Source organism: Amycolatopsis sp. NBRC 101858 (genome assembly GCF_030269325.1).
Taxonomy (GTDB): domain Bacteria; phylum Actinomycetota; class Actinomycetes; order Mycobacteriales; family Pseudonocardiaceae; genus Amycolatopsis; species Amycolatopsis ponsaeliensis.
The window spans coordinates 1,096,206-1,111,663 of record NZ_BSTD01000002.1 but is presented as its reverse complement, the minus strand read 5'-3'; the positions used below and the strand labels follow the sequence as shown (position 1 = coordinate 1,111,663).

Here is a 15,458-nt window from a genome sequence, read left to right as displayed (position 1 = left end):
CCAGAACTGTTCTGGCGATGACGGCCGCGGCTTCGGCGGTGAGCCTGCTCGGCGCCGTTCCGGCGTCCGCGGCGGCGACGACCCGGCATTGCGTGCTGAATTCGGTGACCGGTGTGCAGCACTGTTCTTCGGGCACGCAGCGCTCGGCGGCCGTCGAGCAGGAAGCCGGCCAGGTCGTGCAGGGCACCTTCTTCGACGGTCCCGACTACACGGGGAACTCGCTGACGATCACCGGACCCGAACTGTGCAAGAAGGACGGCTGGGTCAACTGGCAGTTCGACCTCGGCGACGACTGGAAGAACAAGATCAGCTCCGTGCAGCCGTGGGGTGACTGCTGGGTCTGGCTCTACCCGGAGCCGAACCTCGGCGGCGACCGCGACGGCCCGTTCAAGGAGAACACCGGCAACGTCGGGTCCTTCATGGACAACCGCACCCAGTCCATCGGTTTCAGCTGAGCGAAGGAGTGATCACCATGACCAGCAAGCGCACCGCGTGGACGGCGGCGGGCCTCGGCCTGCTGACCGCCGCCGGCCTCGTCCTCACGGCTCCCGGCGCGTCGGCCGACGGCGGCCCCACGGCCCGGGAGCTGCTCGACAAGTGCAACAACGGCACGGACTCGTGCGTGTTCCACCCGGCCGGGCCGCCGGAGGAGCACACCGGGGCCGGCCACCAGGTCGGCGAAGCCGCCTTCAACTGCACCGGCGACCTGCAGCGCAGCACGGTGAACTGGTCCGACACGACCGGCGAATCGAACAGCTTCGGCGTTTCCCTTTCCGCCGAATACGGATTCTCGGAAGTGTTCAAGGTTTCCATCGAGACGTCGTACCAGCACACGTGGGAGTCGTCGCACACCGAAGGGCAGGCGACCAACGTCGACGTCCGGCCCGGGGAAAAGGGCTGGGTGGAACGCGCGCCGAAGATGCAGAAGGTGCACGGCACCTACGAAATGCATTTCCCGGACAAGTTCTACGACCACTACATCTGGTACCAGGACTTCGACGCGGACGGCCCGGTGCCCGGCTCGACCGGGGACATCACGCAGCACACCGCGCCGATGACCGACCAGGAACGCGCCGAACACTGCGGGTGAGCACCCCGGCCGCCGCCGCGCGAGGGGTGCGGCGGCGGCCGGTCCGCCCACAGCGGGGAATCATTCGTGCCCGCCGGACGCTGGGAGGGGTGTGAAGAAGATTGGCTTCCTCTCGTTCGGCCACTGGTCGGCGAGCCCGCACTCCGAGACCCGGTCCGCCGCGGACTTCCTGCACCAGTCGATCGACCTGGCGGTCGCGGCCGAGGAGCTGGGCGTCGACGGCGCGTACTTCCGCGTGCACCACTTCGCGCGGCAGGCGGCGAGCCCGTTCCCGCTGCTCTCGGCGATCGGGGCGCGCACCTCGAAGATCGAGATCGGCACGGGCGTGATCGACATGCGCTACGAGAACCCGCTGTACATGATCGAGGACGCGGGCGCCGCCGACCTCATTTCCGAGGGACGGCTCCAGCTCGGCATCAGCCGGGGATCCCCCGAGCAGGTGATCGAGGGCTGGCGCTACTTCGGGTACGCCCCGGCCGACGGCGAGACCGACGCCGACATGGCCCGGCAGCACACCGAGGTCTTCCTCAAGCTGCTCGACGGCGAGGGCTTCGCCCAGCCGAACCCGCGGCCGATGTTCTCGAACCCGCCGGGACTGCTGCGGCTCGAGCCGCACTCCGCGGGCCTGCGCGACCGCATCTGGTGGGGTTCGAGCTCCAACGCGACCAGCGTCTGGGCCGCGAAGCTCGGGATGAACCTGCAGAGCTCCACGCTCAAGGACGACGAGACGGGCGAGCCGCTGCACGTCCAGCAGCGCAAGCAGATCGAGGCCTACCGCGAGGCGTGGCAGGAGGCCGGGCACACCCGCGAGCCGCGCGTGTCGGTCAGCCGCAGCATCTTCGCGCTGACCAACGACCAGGACCGCGCGTACTTCGGTGGCGACCGCAACTCCCGCGACCAGGTCGGCATGATCGACGAGAACACCCGCGCGATCTTCGGGCGCTCGTACGCGGCCGAGCCGGACGAGCTGGTGCGCGAGCTCAAGGAGGACGAGGCGGTCCAGGCCGCGGACACGCTCCTGCTGACCATTCCGAACCAGCTCGGCGTGGACTACAACGCGCACGTGCTGGAGAGCATCCTCACCCACGTGGCCCCGGAGCTCGGCTGGCGCTGAGCCGGACGCCGGCCTGGTGGTGGCGGCCACCGGGCCGGACCGGTCAGCCGTGGGAGACGGTCAGGCCGTAGAACCCGACCCGTGCGCCCTTGGTCGTGCTGTCCGACGAGGACTGGTTGTACGAGCCCGCCTTGAAGTACTGCTTGTACGCCTTGAACGACGACGGGATCGAATAGTGCGTGGTGCTGCCGTTGACCGTCAGGTCGATGGTGTTGCCGCCCGAGATGCCGATCGTGTAGGTCCACGTCTTGCCGATCGACACGTGCCCGACCGTGTGCGGCGTCTGGCCGCCGTCGGGGGAGTTCTCCGTGCCCAGGACGATGTCGCCGTTCGAGTGGTAGTACAGCTCCAGCAACGGTTTCGTCGACGAGCCGCCCGTGCCGAGGTGGACTTGGCCCACGCACACGTTCGACGTCACCGAGACCACGCGCAGCGTCGCGCTCAGCTTGTGCGAACCGCTCAGCGACCAGTTCGCGGCCGAGCCGTCGCGGTTCATCTCGCGCAGCTCGGACCGCGCGTAGTTCGAGTTCGGGGTGGTGACGCCCTTTTCCGGCGCCCAGAAGGTCATCGCGCCGTCCCGGGTGTCGGTGTAGAAGTAGCTGTCCTGGAAGCCGTTCGCGCCCTTCAACCGGGACGAAGAGATGGTGGTCGGCGAACCGGGGGAGCCGACCGGCTCCTGCAGCTGCCAGATCCCCAGGTCGAAGTTGCCACCCGGGGCCACGGTCGGGTCGGCCGCTTGCGCGGGCGACGCGGTGGCGACCAGTGCCGGCACCGCCAGCAGGACGAGCAGGGAACGCATGCGCATCGAGGTGTCCCTTCACGATGTAAATGGTCTGGACAACCCGGCGGCGTGGGAAAACGGTAAGGCCGTGTTGGCGTCATGTCAAGGATTGACCCGGCGGCTACCGCGCCGCGTGATTCTCCGCCACGCAAGTGAGACAAAAACCAACCATCGTCGTCAAATGGTCAGGAAGCGACTTTCGTAGCTAACCGCGACCACGGCCGGTCTGGTCTGCTCCCGGGTACCACCTTCCAGGTCCCTGAAGGGAGATGTTCATGCAGGTAGACGGACGTTCCGTGGTCCGGCGAGCCGCTTTGGTCCTCGCCTCGGCAGCAGCCTTCGCCGTCGTCGCCGCACCCGGTGCGTCGGCCGGTGATCCGCGGATCGTGGGCGGTACGCCGACCACGATTGACGAGTTCCCGGCCACCGTGATCTTCAACGTCAACGGCGCGCAGCACTGCGCCGGCACCCTGGTCGCGAAGAACAAGGTGCTGACCGCCGCGCACTGCACCGACGGCGTCGAAGCGTCGCAGATGGAGATCATCGGCGGCCAGACGAAGTTCAGCGACACCTCCGGCACGAAGGCCGGCGTGAGCGACGTCTGGCAGAACCCGGACTTCGACATGAGCGGCATGCAGCACGACAACTCCGTGCTGACCCTCGACAAGGACCTGCCGTACGAGCCGGCGACGCTGGTGCAGTCGGCCGGCGACGCCGCCTACCAGGCGGGCAAGGACGTCACGGTGGTCGGCTGGGGCACGACGTCCGAAGGCGGCGACGTCTCCGACACGCTGCTCAAGGTGTCGGTCCCGGTGGTGGACAACGACACCTGCGCGGAGAAGTACAGCACCGGCGGGGCGAAGTACGACAAGGCCTCGATGTTCTGCGCGGGCGTGCCCGAAGGCGGCAAGGACTCCTGCCAGGGCGACTCGGGTGGCCCGGCCTACGTCGACGGCAAGCTCGCCGGCATCGTCTCGTGGGGCGAAGGCTGTGCCCGCAAGGACTTCCCGGGCGTGTACACCAACGTCGGCAACGACTACTCGGTGATCAGCTCGCACCTGGGCTGAGCCCGGACCGGGCGGTGGTGGCTCAAGCGGGACAGCCGAAGTCGTGGTGGGGTGTCTTCAGCGTCAGCAGGTAGCCGTCCACCGCCGCCCGGGTGCACGGGGTGCGCCGGTAGGCACCGTGCCCCGAGCCTTCGTAGGTCAGCAGCGTGGTGTTCGCCGGCGCCTGGCGGTGGAGGTCGACCGCCCAGGCATACGGCGTCGCCGGGTCGTAGCGGCTGCTGAGCAGCAGGATCCGCGGTGCTCGCGCGAGGTCGGCCCGGTGCGGCGGGTTCGCGGGCGGGCCGCTGACGCCGAGGCACGCGGTGGCTTCGTCGTGGCCGATCGTGCTGCCGCGCATGATCGGCGACCGGCGCAGCTCCTCGGCGTGCATCGCCGAGTACCGCGCGAAATTCGGCATCCGCAGGTCGAAGTCCTGGCAGACGACGGCCAGGCGGATCGACGGGTAGTTGGGCGTGAACTCGGCCCGCACCGGGGAAGTGCCCGCCGCGGTATCGGCGATGACGCGGCCCACGTCGTCCCAGTCCGGGATCCGCATGTCGTCGTACACCCGGTCGCGCAGCCAGTTGTGCGGGAACGGCATCGCGTCGGCGGCAGACTGAGCCCGGCGCCAGGTCGCGAGGACGTCCTGGCCGTGCAGCGCGCAGGTCTCCGTCCGGGCGCACCACGCGGTGAACTGCCCGAACAGCTCGTCCACGGCGGCGGCCCGGTCGCCGACGAAGTGCGCGAGATCCACGCTGTGGTCGATGACGCCGTCCAGCACCATCGCGCGGACGTGGTCGCCGTACCGCTCGGCGTACTGCTGACCGAGCAGCGTGCCGTAGGAAGCGCCGTGGAAGCTGATCTTGTCTTCGCCGAGCGCGCGGCGGACCGCGTCCAGGTCGCGGGCGTTGGTGCCGGTGTCGGCGTGGTCGAAGACCGGCAGGTTCCGGGCCCGGCAGTCCGTGACGACCTGCCGCTGGTACGCGCGCAGGGCGTCGAACTGCACGCGGTCGGCGGGTTCGTTGCCGGGCGCGTCCGGCACGTCCCCGCAGTCGATGTACTCGCTGTTGCCGGTCCCGCGCAGGTCGAAGCCCACGACGTCGAACCGGTCCCGCAGCTCCGGGCCGAAGTAGCCGGGGGAGAGCGCTATCTCCGCGCCGGACGAGCCGGGCCCGCCGGCGTCGGCCAGCAGCACGCCGAGGCGGTGGGCGGGGTCGGTGGCGCGGTGCCGGGCGACCGCGAGGCCGATCGAGGGTCCCCACGGCCGGTCCCAGTCGAGCGGCACCCGGAGCGTGCCGCATTCGCCGTCGGGAACGCCGGGGTTGTCCGGGTCGTCCGGACAGGTCGTCCACGCGATCGGGGACGGCGACCAGGCCGCGTCCGCGAGGGCGGGGGTCACGCCGGTCAGCAGAAGAGTGCTTGCCAGGACAGCTCCGAACGCCCGCACAGCGCCCCCTCCGCAGTCGGTCCGGAGTCGACGGTAGGACTCCCGTGGCCGGACCACAAGCGTTCGCGGGAAAGAAAAACCAACCGTTCGGCGGGCCGTGATCGTGCTTATGCTGACGGCCCTCGTCCTCTCGCGAAAGGGTCCCCGCCATGGAACAGCCCGAGAGCCACCCCGAGAACCACGCAGTCGCTTCGCCGTCCGCCGACGGCGTCAACCGGCGAAGCCTGCTCGCCGGAGTCGGCGGTCTCCTCGCCGCCGGGGGAGTCGCCACGGCGTTCGCCTCGCCGGCCGCCGCGGACACCGCCGGCCGGCCGGAGCGCAACCCGCGGGTCGAAGACCTCCTCCGGCGGATGACCCTCGCCGAAAAACTCGGGCAGCTGCAACTGGTCGGCACCGAGGACCTCGCGCGGACGTCGCTGGCGACCGGGCAGCTCGGCGGGGTGTTCTCCGTGGTGGGGGCCGCGAAGCTGAACGCCCTGCAGAAGATCGCCGTCGAGCGGACGCGGTTGAAGATCCCGCTGATCTTCGGTCTCGACGTGATCCACGGCTACACCACGAACTTCCCGATCCCGCTGGCCCAGGGGTCGAGCTTCGACCCGGGTGTGCCGGCCGCCGACGCGACGGTGTCGGCGAAGGAAGCCCGGCGCAGCGGCATCCACTGGACCTACGCGCCGATGATGGACGTCACCCACGAGCCGCGCTGGGGGCGCATCGCCGAAGGCTCGGGTGAAGATCCTTACCTGGCCTCGCAAATGGCCGTGGCCAAGGTCCGCGGCTACCAGGGCGGCGACTACTCGTCGCCGGACCGGCTCGCCGCGTGCGCCAAGCACTTCGTCGCCTACGGCGGCGCGGAAGGCGGCCGCGACTACAACACCGTCGACGTCTCGCTGCAGCGCCTGCACAACCTGTACCTGCCGCCGTTCAAGGCCGCCGTCGAGGCCGGCGTGGCGACCGTGATGGCCAGCTTCAACACCATCAGCGGCGTGCCCGCGCACGGCAACGGCTACGTCCTGCACGACGTCCTCAAGGGCGCGTACGGCTTCGGCGGGTTCGTCGTCAGCGACTACACCGGCATCGAAGAGCTGATCAACCACGGGCTCGCCGGCGACGGCGCGGACGCGGCGGCCGCCGCGCTCCCGGCCGGGGTGGACATGGAGATGGTCAGCACCAACTACGTCAAGTTCGGGGAACAGCTGCTGGCGCAGCGCCGGATCACCCGGGACCAGATCGACGACGCCGTCCGCCGCATCCTGCTGGTCAAGGTCAAGCTGGGCCTGTTCGAGCGCCCGTACGTCGACGAGGCCGGCGAGGTGAAGGCGCCGTCCCCGGCCGCGCTCGCCGCGTCGCGGCAGGCCGCCGGGCGGTGCATGGTGCTGCTCAAGAACGTCGGGCCGGTGCTGCCGCTGGCCAAGTCGGTCGGCAAGGTGGCCGTGGTCGGCCCGCTCGGCACGGCGACCTACGACCTCAACGGCACCTGGTCGGGCCTGGGCACCGGCGCGGGCACGACCCCGCCGGTGACGGTGGTCGACGGGATCAAGGCGGCGGCGCCCGGGGCCGCGGTGACCTACACCGCGGGCTGCACGGTCGACGGGACCGACACCAGCGGGTTCGCCGCCGCGCAGCAGGCCGCCCGCGCGGCCGACGTCACCGTCGTAGTGGTCGGGGAAACCGCCGCGATGAGCGGTGAGGCGGCCGCGCGCAGCAATATCGACCTCCCCGGCGTCCAGCAGCAGCTCGTCGCCGCGATCAAGGAGACCGGGAAGCCGTTCGTGGTGGTGCTGGTCAACGGCCGGCCGCTGACGATCCCGTACCTGCACGACAACGCGCCCGCGATCCTCGAGGCGTGGGCACCGGGTGTGCAGGGTGGGCACGCGGTCGCGGACGTCCTGTTCGGCACGGTCAACCCGGGCGGCAAGCTGCCGGTGAGCTTCCCGCGCGCGGTCGGCCAGGTCCCGATCTACTACAACCACGAGAACACCGGACGGCCCGCCGATCCGAACAACAAGTACACGTCCAAGTACCTCGACCTGGAGACCGGGCCGCTGTACGAGTTCGGCTTCGGCCTGTCGTACACGACGTTCCGGGTCGACAGCCTCAGGCTTTCCGACACCCGGATGTCGGCTCGCGGCGGCCGGATCCAGGTGAGCGCCCGGGTGACCAACACGGGCGGCCGCGCGGGCGACGAGGTCGTCCAGCTGTACCTGCGTGACCCGGTCGCGACGATCGTGCAGCCCGTCCGGCGGCTGCGCGGGTTCCAGCGGGTGACCCTGGACGCGGGTGCGTCGAAGACGGTGACGTTCACCTTGACCCCGGACGACGTCGGCTTCTACGACAACGCCGCGAAGTTCCGCGTCGAGCCGGGCAAGATCGAGGTCTACGTGGGCACCAGCTCGGCGGCCACGCTGACCGCGAGCTTCACCGTCGGCTGAGCGCGGTTCCCGCGCGTTTCACCGTCTCGGTGATCGGTGCCGTCTCCACGGAGGTGAGGCCGGGCAGCCCGGCGACCGGGCCCGTCAGGTACCGGTGCAGGGCCGCGTTGTCCGGGCAGTTGACCGCCGCGTAGAGGTTGGCCGGGCCGGTCGTGGCCGCCGCGAACGACACCTCGGGGTGCGTGGCCAGGGCCCGGCCGGCCTCGTCCTGCGCGGCGGGGCCGACGCCGAGCCAGAGCATCGCGAGCTTGGTGCGGCCGAGGACGCGCGGGTCGTGGTCGAGGTCGAAGTAGAGCACGCCGTGGCGGCGCAGCTCCGTCAGCCGCCGCTGGGCGGTCGACACCGAGCACCCGGCCGCCCGGGCCAGCTCCGGGTAGCCGGCCCGCCCGTCGCGGGCGAGCACGGCCGCCAGTGCGTGGTCGGTCCCGGTGAGTGTCGCGGTGCCGGTGGCCGCGTGCGGACCGGGCCGCAGGGCCGCGACCTGGTCGTCGTCCAGCGGCCCGGTCTTGGTCACGATGCTGAGCTCGCCACCGTAGTAGGTGTGGAGGAGGCAGTGCGCGCTGATCTCCCGCACCCGCGGCGTGTTCGGCAGCGACTGGAGCAGCGTCGGCCCGGTACCGGCGCCGCTGCGGGCGACGCACATGATTTCCGTGCCGCCGGAAGCGATGTGCACCCAGGAGGTCTCGCCGTGGCGGGCCAGCGCCCCCGCGATCGACCCGGTGCGGTCCGGGGCGCACCGGATCCGCAGGAGCCACTCCTCCTCGCCGACGGCCTCGGGCCGGAGCTGCCCGGTCACCCGCAGCCCGGCGGCCACGCGCAGCCGGCTGTAGCGGCGGTGGACGGTCTGGGCGGAGACGCCCAGGACATCGGCGACGCGCTGGACCGGGGCCCGGCCGTCGACCTGCAGCGCGTGGAGGATCTTCCGGTCCAGGGCGTCGAACTCGGCGGAATCGGTCATGGTGTCCTCCTGTCCGGAGGATCTTCCCATCTCGAAGCGGTAGGTGGAGCCGTAGTGCGGCCGGGCCCGAGAGTGGGGCCATGACGCAATCGCTGATCATCCGCGGTGCCCGGGTCCTCACGATGGCCCCCGGCGACCTGGACCGCGCGGACATTCTCGTCGAGGACGGACGGATCGCCGGAATCGGGCCGGACCTGCCTGCCGACGCGGCGGAGATCGACGCTTCGGGGTGCCTCGCGATCCCGGGCTTCGTCGACACGCACCGGCACATGTGGCAGGCCACCCTGCGCGGCAGCGCGCCGCACCACACGCTGGCCGAGTACTTCACGACCGTCCTCGAGCGCGTCGGCCCGCTTCTGACGCCCGAGGACCTCTACCTCGGGAACCTGCTTTCGGCTTACGCGGCACTGGACGCGGGCATCACGACGGTGCAGGACGTCTCCAACATCCAGGACAGCCCGGCCGCGTCCGACGCGCTCGTCCAGGCGCTGAAGGACAGCGGCATCCGCGCGGTGTTCGCCTACGGCACCAGCTTTCCCCGAGCCAAGAGCCACGGCGCCGCCCTCGACGCCGACGTGCGGCGGGTCCGCGAAGAGCTTCTGCCCGGCGACGACGGCTTGGTCACGCTCGCGCTCGTCACCGAGCCGGGCGACGAAGCCGCCGAACGCCACAACGCCCGGCTGGCGGACGAGCTGGGTGTCCGGACGGCCCGCCACGTCGTCCAGCGCCACCACGGCGAAGGGCCCGTCTCCCGGCTGCGTGCGCTCGGCGTCCTGAGGCCCGGCACCGTGTTCATCCACGGCACCGGCCTCGACGGGGACGAGCTGAAGCTGATCGCCGACAGCGGCGGGTCGCTTTCGGTCGCCCCGGCGGTCGAGCTGGTGATGGGGCACGGGCACCCGCCGTTCGCCGCCGCCGCGCGGGCCGGGGTCCCGGTGAGCCTGAGCACGGACGTCGAGGTCACCGTGGCGGCGGACATGTTCACTCAGCTGCGCGCCGCGTACCAGGTGTCCCGCCACGACGAGCTGTCCGGGGCGACCGTGCACGCGATGCTGGGCCACGCCACCCGCGACGGGGCGCGGGCGCTCGGTCTGGAGACCGGCGTCCTGGCCCCGGGCCGCCCGGCCGACATCGTGCTGCTGCGCGCCGACCGCGTCGGGGTCGCCCCGGTGTACGACCCGTACAGCACGGTGACCCAGCAGATGGATCGTGCGCACGTCGACACCGTGCTCGTCGCGGGCCGGGTGGTGAAGCGCCACGGGCGGCTGCTCGCCGACGTCGGCGCTCACCTGGTGACCGCGGATCGCCTGCGGGACCGGCTGATCAGCCGGGGTTGACGCCGAGGACGCAGGCCACCGGCGGATCGAGGTCGAGGGTTTCCACCCGCAGGCCGGTGAACCCCGCCTGCATGAGCAGGTCCCGGAGTTCGCCCGCGGCCCTGGTCGTGGTGTCCCGGTTCGCGCCGGGGCACCGCGGCTGGGACGCGAGCGCGATGCGGCCACCCGGGCGCAGCAGGTTCCGGAGCTCGCGCAGCCGCTGTGGGGGATCGGGCCAGAAGCCGGACGAGTTCACGGCGAGCACGGCATCCAGGGGTTCGCCGAACGACGGCAGCCGGTCCACCGGTGCGTTGATCAGCTCGATCCGGTCGGCCACGGCCCGGGTGCGCCGGCTCGCGCGCTCGACCATGACCGCGGAGTGGTCGACGCCGTAGACGCGGCCGTGGGTGGCGCGGGCGGCCAGCTCACCGAGCGCTATCCCGGGGCCGAAGCCCACTTCGAGCACGCGGTCCTCGGGCCGGACGTCCAGGAGGGACACCACCCAGACGTTGCGCTGCCGGTTCGAGGCCCGGTGCGCCATCACCCAGCCGGCCACGCGCCCGCCGAGGCCGTGCGGGTGGTGGAACTGCCCGATCATGCGTTGCTTGAGCGCGGTCATCGCCATGCCGCGAGTCAACGGCTTCAAGTACGCTCGAAGTCAAATGTCCGAGGAGCTGCTGACGATCGGCGAGCTGGCCCACCGCACCGGCGTGGCCACTTCCGCGCTGCGGTACTGGGAGGAGCTGGGCCTGCTCCCGGCGCCCGACCGGGTCGCGGGCCAGCGGCGTTACCCGCCTTCGGCCGTCGAGCTGGTCGGCGAGATCCTGATCTTCCGGGACGTCGGGTTCACCCTGCGCGAACTGAAGACGCTCATGGAGCTGCGCACGTCGGCCGCGGAGGGCTGGCGCGAGCTGCACGAACGCAAACTCGCGGAACTCGACCGCCGGATCGCCCGGGCCCAGGCCGCGCGCACGGCGATCGCGCACGGCCTGGCGTGCCCGCGCGAGGACGTCCACGACTGCCCGAACTTCCGCCGCGGAGTCGCGGCCCGCCTGGCGGGGGCCTCTCTGGAAGAGGCCCACTCGCACTGACGGCTACCGGACGGTGGCCGGGGTGCCGGTGCCCAGGGCACGGGTGAACGTCTCCGGGATCCGGACGTCGTCGCGGCTCAGGTCGTGGACGCTGCGGTGACCGAGCGCCAGCAGCGTCGAGTCGATGCCGTTGCGCAGGACGTCGAGCACGTTCTCGACGCCCGCCTGGCCGTTCGCCGCGAGACCCCAGAGGTACGCGCGTCCGATGAGGACGGCCCGGGCGCCGAGGGCGAGTGCCTTGACGACGTCGCTGCCGCGCCGGATCCCGCCGTCGAGCAGGACTTCCACCTGGTCGCCGACCGCGTCGGCGATCGCCGGGAGCGCCCGGATCGTGGCCGGCGTGCCGTCGAGGTTGTTGCCGCCGTGGTTCGACACGGAGATCGCGCTGACCCCCGCGTCGACCGCGCGCCGGGCCTCGTCGACGCGGATGACGCCCTTGAGCAGGAACGGCCCGTCCCACTGCGAGCGCAGCCAGGCCACGTCGTCCCACGACGGCGGGGGCGTCTGCATCCACTGGCCGTACGCGCCGAAGAACGTCGGGACCGGCGAGCCGGGTTCGGCCATGTTCGGCACGCTGAGGTCGGGCAGGCGGCGGGTGCGCGCGTAGTCCAGCAGCCACCGCGGGCGGGCCAGGCCTTCGGGCGCGAACCGCAGCAGTTCGCGGAAGGTGAGTTTCTCGGGGATGTGCGGGCTGCCCCAGTCGCGGCTGTGGGAGAACGACCAGTCGAGCGTGAGGATGATCCCGGCGGCGCCGGCGCGCCGGGCGCGGTCGAGCCGGCCGAGGATGTCGTCACGGCTACCGGTCCAGTAGACCTGGAAGAACGTGGCCGGGTTGGCGGCGACGACCTCTTCGATCGGCTTGCTGGCGAAGGAGCTCAGGCCGATCGCGGTGCCGCGCGCGGCGGCGGCGCGGGCGACGGCGACCTCGCCGTCCGGGTGCACCGCCTGCACGCCGGTGGGGGAGATGACCACCGGCAGCGCGATCTCGCGGCCGAGCACGGAGGTGGCGAGTGCGCGTTCGCCGGACTGCCCGGCGGTGCGCGGCGCGAACGTCAGCTCGTCGAACGCGTCGAGGTTGTCCTTGAGCGTCAGGCCTTTCTCGGACCCGGCGATCAGGGCGGAGTAGACGGACGCGGGCAGGCGCTTCTTCGCGCGCCGCTGGGCTTCGGCGATGGATTCGAACCAGGTGTCGCTCATCGTTTGTCCTTACGGTCGACGCGCAGCGGGCGCCAGGCGATTTCGGGCAGCACCGGCGCGGGGGTCCGGTGGGTCAGGCAGCCGGCCCAGACGCCGGCGCCGTAGGCGATGTCGTCGGCGAGGGCGCCGGCGGTGTAGCGGACGGGGTCCAGGGCGGGCCGGTCGGCGAGCCACCGGGTCAGCGGCGGGCCGAGCAGCAGCGACGCGACGGCGGCGCGCCGTCCCCACCCGCGTCCGGTGAGGAGGGCGGCGAGGACCGGCGCGGCGAACTGCGTCCCGTAGCGGCCGGTGCCGAGCCAGGTCTGGTGGACGGCGGTGCCCATCGCGCGGACCACGCCCTCGGTGGGGATGTCGTTGGATCGCAACGTCTTCAGCATGCTCAGGACGGCACCGCCGAAGCCGGCGGACGCAAGCAGCGGCCGCCGCGCGAGCAGCGCGGCGACGGTCAGGGCCGGCCACGGGTGCAGCACGAGCGGCGCGAGGTTCCCGGGATGGCGCTGCGCGAGCGGGGCGGCGGAGGTGCCGTATCGCGCGCGGCGGCCGAGGAGCTCGCGCCAGGTCGCGGGTTCCTGGTGCCCGACGTGGACCCCGGGGGCGTACCGGACCCGGTGACCCGCGGCGTGCAGCCGCCAGCCGAGGTCGACGTCCTCACCGACCCGCAGGCCGGGATCGAACCCGCCGATCGCCGTGAGGGCCGACCGGCGCGCGACCAGGGCGGCGGTCGGGACGTACGACATCCGGGTGCGGGGCGCGACGAGTGCGGGCCGGTCCCCGAGGTCGAGACCGCCGGCCGCTCGGGTGTACCGCCCGGCGGCGGTGTCGGAGGCGAGGGCGCGGACGCGGGGTGCGATGGCGGCGAGCAGGGGGTCGGCGAAGTGGGCGGCGAGGTGGTCGGCCCAGCTCCCGGTGGCGACGCAGTCACTGTCCACAAAGGCCACGAGCTCGGTGGAGACGTGCTCGAGAGCGGTGTTCCGAGCGGCCCCGGGCCCGAGGTTGACCTCGTGACGCACGAGTTTCGCCCCGTGCGCGGCGGCGACGGCGGCGATGGCGGCGGGGTCTTCGGACCCGTCGTCGACGACGAGCACGGGGTGGGTGCCGTCGAGCGAAGCCAGGCAGCGGGCGAGCGGGCCGGCCCGGTCGAGAACCGGGACGACAACGGTGAGCTCGGCGGGCGCAGCCGGTTTGGGCGGAACGGGATGCGCGAAGCCGGCATCGGTGAGCCGCCGGGCGAGCGCGCCGGTGGCTGCGTCGCTGACGGGGTGGTGGGCGAGTTCGTCCCAGGCTCGCCGGCCGGCCGCGGTGAGGCGGAGGACACGGGCGGGTGAGCCGCCGAACCAGAGGTCATCGCGGAGGTGCTTGGTGTCGGGATCGAGGACGATCCGGAAGCCGGCGGGCAGGGGCGTGGGTGCGGAGGTCATGGGGTCGGCCCTCCGGAAGCTGCGCTTGGGGGCCGGCTGGCCGGGTGGGGCTCGGTTGCGGTAGCGCTACTGGTTCGGCACCCGCCGGGGCCGGCCGCGCCGGTCGGCAAGTCGTGCATGCGAGTCACAACGCCAGCCCTCCGTCCACCGGCACCACCGCGCCGGTCGTCGCGCCGCTGGCGGGTTCGGCCAGGAATGCCAGCACCCGCGCGATCTCCGCCGGTTCCAGCAATCTCCCCACTGGTTGCTGCGCCGCGAAATCCGCTGCTCCCGGCAAGCCGTACAACCGCGCGCTCTCGGCGAGGATCGGAGTGTCGGTCGAGCCCGGACTCACCGCGTTCGCCGTCACCCCCGTCCCGCCCAGCTCCACGCCCAGCGCGCGGACCAGGCCCGCCACCCCCGCCTTCGCCGCGCAGTACGCCGCGAGCATCGGCAACCCCCTCGTCGCCGCCGCGGAAGCCACTGCCAGGAACCGGCCCGTTCGAGGCTCGGGACGCCGCAGCAACGCCGGGATCGCCGCCCGGGCCAGGTTGATCACCCCGCGCAAGTCCACGTCGAGCACCGCGTCCTCCTGGTCCGGCGGCACCTCCCACAACGGCACGCCCCCGGCGATCACCCCCGCGGCCGCGATTGCCACGTCGAGCCCGCCCCACCGCCGCTCGGCCTCCGCCACCGCCGCCGCCAGCGCCCCCGGGTCCCGGACGTCGGCCACGAAGGGCTCCGCGCCCGTCGAAGAGGCCACCGCGGCCAGCTCGGCCTTGGTCCCCAGCGCATACGGCAGCGCCGGGTCGTCCGCGGCGACGTCCACCGCGAGCACCGCGTACCCCGCACCCGCCAGGTGCCGCACGGTCGCGGCCCCGATCCCGCGCGCCGCGCCGGTGACGAGCGCGGTCCTCATCGCCAACCGTCCACATGGGACACCAGCTGAGCGGTCAGGTCGTCCAGCAACGCTTTCCCCTCCGTCGAAGTCGCGCCGGTCGGGTCGCCGAGCACGCCGGTGCGGCTCACCGCGCGCACCCCGCCCTCCCGCAACAGCGGCAGCACCTCGCCGAGCGGCCGCCGATCGCCCGCCGCCGCCTGGTCCATCCGCACGACGGCGGGCCGCAAAGCCAGCTGCAGCGCGGTTTCCGGGCGCCCGGCGTGCGGATCACCGTTCCAGCGGGGCTGGAACACCGACACCTCGCGCGACTCCGCCTGCAGCCGCGCGACGGCCCGGGCGACCGGCGCCGCGTTGCCGCCGTGCGCGGAGACGAACAGCAGCCGCCCGAACGTCTCCGCCGCGGACCGGCCCAGCTCCAGCAGGAGCAGCTCGGTCGCGGCCTGGCCGATCGAGAGCGTCCCGGCGAACCCGGCGTGCTCGCCGCTGGACCCGAAGGCCACGGCGGGCGCCACCAGGACGTCCGGGCGCTTGTCCGAGAGCCGGTCGCACAGCGCGAGCGCGATGTCGGTGTCGGTCGACAGCGGCAGGTGCGGGCCGTGCTGCTCGGTCGCGCCGACCGGCACGGCGAGGATCGCGCCGGCCGCCGCGCGCTCGGCGACGTCCGGCCAGGACAGGTCCGCGAGCCGCACGG

At 72.4% G+C, this 15,458-nt stretch carries 15 protein-coding genes; 7 read left to right on the top strand and 8 right to left on the bottom strand.

The window, feature by feature from the left end:
* Positions 1–17 precede the first annotated feature (17 nt).
* The 3 genes from QSK39_RS18490 (at position 18) to QSK39_RS18480 (ending at position 2,204) form a co-directional block, all read left to right on the top strand.
* Complete coding sequence (locus tag QSK39_RS18490) at positions 18–455, top strand: hypothetical protein (RefSeq protein WP_285478983.1); 438 nt, start codon at positions 18–20, stop codon at positions 453–455.
* Between the two features lie 17 nt (positions 456–472).
* Positions 473–1,090, top strand: coding sequence for a hypothetical protein (locus QSK39_RS18485; protein ID WP_285478982.1), 618 nt, complete (start codon positions 473–475; stop codon positions 1,088–1,090).
* A gap of 91 nt (positions 1,091–1,181) precedes the next feature.
* Entirely contained in the window at positions 1,182–2,204 is a 1,023-nt protein-coding gene (locus tag QSK39_RS18480) for an LLM class flavin-dependent oxidoreductase (protein WP_285478981.1), read from the top strand.
* A 43-nt stretch (positions 2,205–2,247) separates the two neighbouring features.
* Here the strand turns inward: QSK39_RS18480 and QSK39_RS18475 are convergent, their stop codons facing one another.
* Positions 2,248–3,009, bottom strand: a complete 762-nt coding sequence (locus tag QSK39_RS18475) for a polysaccharide lyase family 7 protein (RefSeq protein ID WP_285478980.1) — start codon at positions 3,007–3,009, stop codon at positions 2,248–2,250.
* Between the two features lie 251 nt (positions 3,010–3,260).
* On the opposite strand from QSK39_RS18475, the gene QSK39_RS18470 reads away from it, so the two are divergent.
* Complete coding sequence (locus tag QSK39_RS18470; RefSeq protein WP_285478979.1) at positions 3,261–4,052, top strand: S1 family peptidase; 792 nt, start codon at positions 3,261–3,263, stop codon at positions 4,050–4,052.
* A 22-nt stretch (positions 4,053–4,074) separates the two neighbouring features.
* On the opposite strand, the gene QSK39_RS18465 is transcribed toward QSK39_RS18470, so the two are convergent.
* A complete protein-coding gene (locus QSK39_RS18465) occupies positions 4,075–5,430 on the bottom strand; it encodes an alpha/beta hydrolase (RefSeq protein ID WP_285478978.1) in 1,356 nt (451 codons plus the stop codon).
* A 197-nt stretch (positions 5,431–5,627) separates the two neighbouring features.
* On the opposite strand from QSK39_RS18465, the gene QSK39_RS18460 reads away from it, so the two are divergent.
* On the top strand, positions 5,628–7,907 hold the full coding sequence (locus QSK39_RS18460) for a glycoside hydrolase family 3 N-terminal domain-containing protein (protein ID WP_285478977.1): 2,280 nt from the start codon (positions 5,628–5,630) through the stop codon (positions 7,905–7,907).
* Here the strand turns inward: QSK39_RS18460 and QSK39_RS18455 are convergent.
* Positions 7,894–8,865, bottom strand: coding sequence for an Lrp/AsnC family transcriptional regulator (locus QSK39_RS18455; protein ID WP_285478976.1), 972 nt, complete (start codon positions 8,863–8,865; stop codon positions 7,894–7,896). The two genes, QSK39_RS18460 and QSK39_RS18455, sit on opposite strands and share 14 nt — an antisense overlap.
* An 80-nt stretch (positions 8,866–8,945) precedes the next feature.
* Here QSK39_RS18455 and QSK39_RS18450 point away from each other — a divergent pair, with 80 nt between their 5' ends.
* Entirely contained in the window at positions 8,946–10,202 is a 1,257-nt protein-coding gene (locus QSK39_RS18450; protein ID WP_285478975.1) for an amidohydrolase family protein, read from the top strand.
* On the opposite strand, the gene QSK39_RS18445 is transcribed toward QSK39_RS18450, so the two are convergent.
* Positions 10,189–10,806, bottom strand: coding sequence for a class I SAM-dependent methyltransferase (locus QSK39_RS18445; protein WP_285478974.1), 618 nt, complete (start codon positions 10,804–10,806; stop codon positions 10,189–10,191). The two genes, QSK39_RS18450 and QSK39_RS18445, sit on opposite strands and share 14 nt — an antisense overlap.
* Positions 10,807–10,843: 37 nt before the next feature.
* Between QSK39_RS18445 and QSK39_RS18440 the strand changes: the two genes are divergently transcribed.
* The gene (locus QSK39_RS18440; RefSeq protein WP_285478973.1) at positions 10,844–11,272 is read left to right on the top strand and encodes a MerR family transcriptional regulator; all 429 of its coding nucleotides are present in this window, start codon (positions 10,844–10,846) and stop codon (positions 11,270–11,272) included.
* 3 nt (positions 11,273–11,275) lie between these two features.
* Here the strand turns inward: QSK39_RS18440 and mftD are convergent, their stop codons facing one another.
* From mftD to mftE, 4 genes are all read right to left on the bottom strand, one after another.
* Positions 11,276–12,469 (bottom strand): pre-mycofactocin synthase MftD, encoded by a 1,194-nt coding sequence (gene mftD / locus QSK39_RS18435; RefSeq protein WP_285478972.1) that lies wholly within the window; start codon positions 12,467–12,469, stop codon positions 11,276–11,278.
* Positions 12,466–13,887, bottom strand: a complete 1,422-nt coding sequence (gene mftF, locus QSK39_RS18430) for a mycofactocin biosynthesis glycosyltransferase MftF (protein ID WP_285478971.1) — start codon at positions 13,885–13,887, stop codon at positions 12,466–12,468. Before mftF ends, mftD begins: the two co-directional genes overlap by 4 nt.
* 124 nt (positions 13,888–14,011) lie before the next feature.
* Positions 14,012–14,785 carry a mycofactocin-coupled SDR family oxidoreductase gene (locus tag QSK39_RS18425; RefSeq protein WP_285478970.1) on the bottom strand — a complete coding sequence of 258 codons (774 nt, stop codon included), beginning with the start codon at positions 14,783–14,785 and terminating at the stop codon, positions 14,012–14,014.
* On the bottom strand, positions 14,782–15,456 hold the full coding sequence (mftE, locus tag QSK39_RS18420) for a mycofactocin biosynthesis peptidyl-dipeptidase MftE (RefSeq protein ID WP_285478969.1): 675 nt from the start codon (positions 15,454–15,456) through the stop codon (positions 14,782–14,784). The genes QSK39_RS18425 and mftE overlap by 4 nt, the downstream gene beginning before the upstream one ends.
* Between the last annotated feature and the right edge of the window lie 2 nt (positions 15,457–15,458).

Bases quoted from the DNA above. Each gene is read 5' to 3' on its own strand.
- mftD (WP_285478972.1), bottom strand. From the start codon at position 12,469: ATGAGCGACACCTGGTTCGAATCCATCGCCGAAGCCCAGCGGCGCGCG.
- QSK39_RS18440 (WP_285478973.1), top strand. From the start codon at position 10,844: ATGTCCGAGGAGCTGCTGACGATCGGCGAGCTGGCCCACCGCACCGGC.
- QSK39_RS18475 (WP_285478980.1), bottom strand. From the start codon at position 3,009: ATGCGCATGCGTTCCCTGCTCGTCCTGCTGGCGGTGCCGGCACTGGTC.
- QSK39_RS18490 (WP_285478983.1), top strand. From the start codon at position 18: ATGACGGCCGCGGCTTCGGCGGTGAGCCTGCTCGGCGCCGTTCCGGCG.
- mftF (WP_285478971.1), bottom strand. From the start codon at position 13,887: ATGACCTCCGCACCCACGCCCCTGCCCGCCGGCTTCCGGATCGTCCTC.
- QSK39_RS18445 (WP_285478974.1), bottom strand. From the start codon at position 10,806: ATGGCGATGACCGCGCTCAAGCAACGCATGATCGGGCAGTTCCACCAC.
- QSK39_RS18485 (WP_285478982.1), top strand. From the start codon at position 473: ATGACCAGCAAGCGCACCGCGTGGACGGCGGCGGGCCTCGGCCTGCTG.
- QSK39_RS18460 (WP_285478977.1), top strand. From the start codon at position 5,628: ATGGAACAGCCCGAGAGCCACCCCGAGAACCACGCAGTCGCTTCGCCG.
- QSK39_RS18425 (WP_285478970.1), bottom strand. From the start codon at position 14,785: ATGAGGACCGCGCTCGTCACCGGCGCGGCGCGCGGGATCGGGGCCGCG.
- QSK39_RS18470 (WP_285478979.1), top strand. From the start codon at position 3,261: ATGCAGGTAGACGGACGTTCCGTGGTCCGGCGAGCCGCTTTGGTCCTC.
- QSK39_RS18450 (WP_285478975.1), top strand. From the start codon at position 8,946: ATGACGCAATCGCTGATCATCCGCGGTGCCCGGGTCCTCACGATGGCC.
- QSK39_RS18455 (WP_285478976.1), bottom strand. From the start codon at position 8,865: ATGACCGATTCCGCCGAGTTCGACGCCCTGGACCGGAAGATCCTCCAC.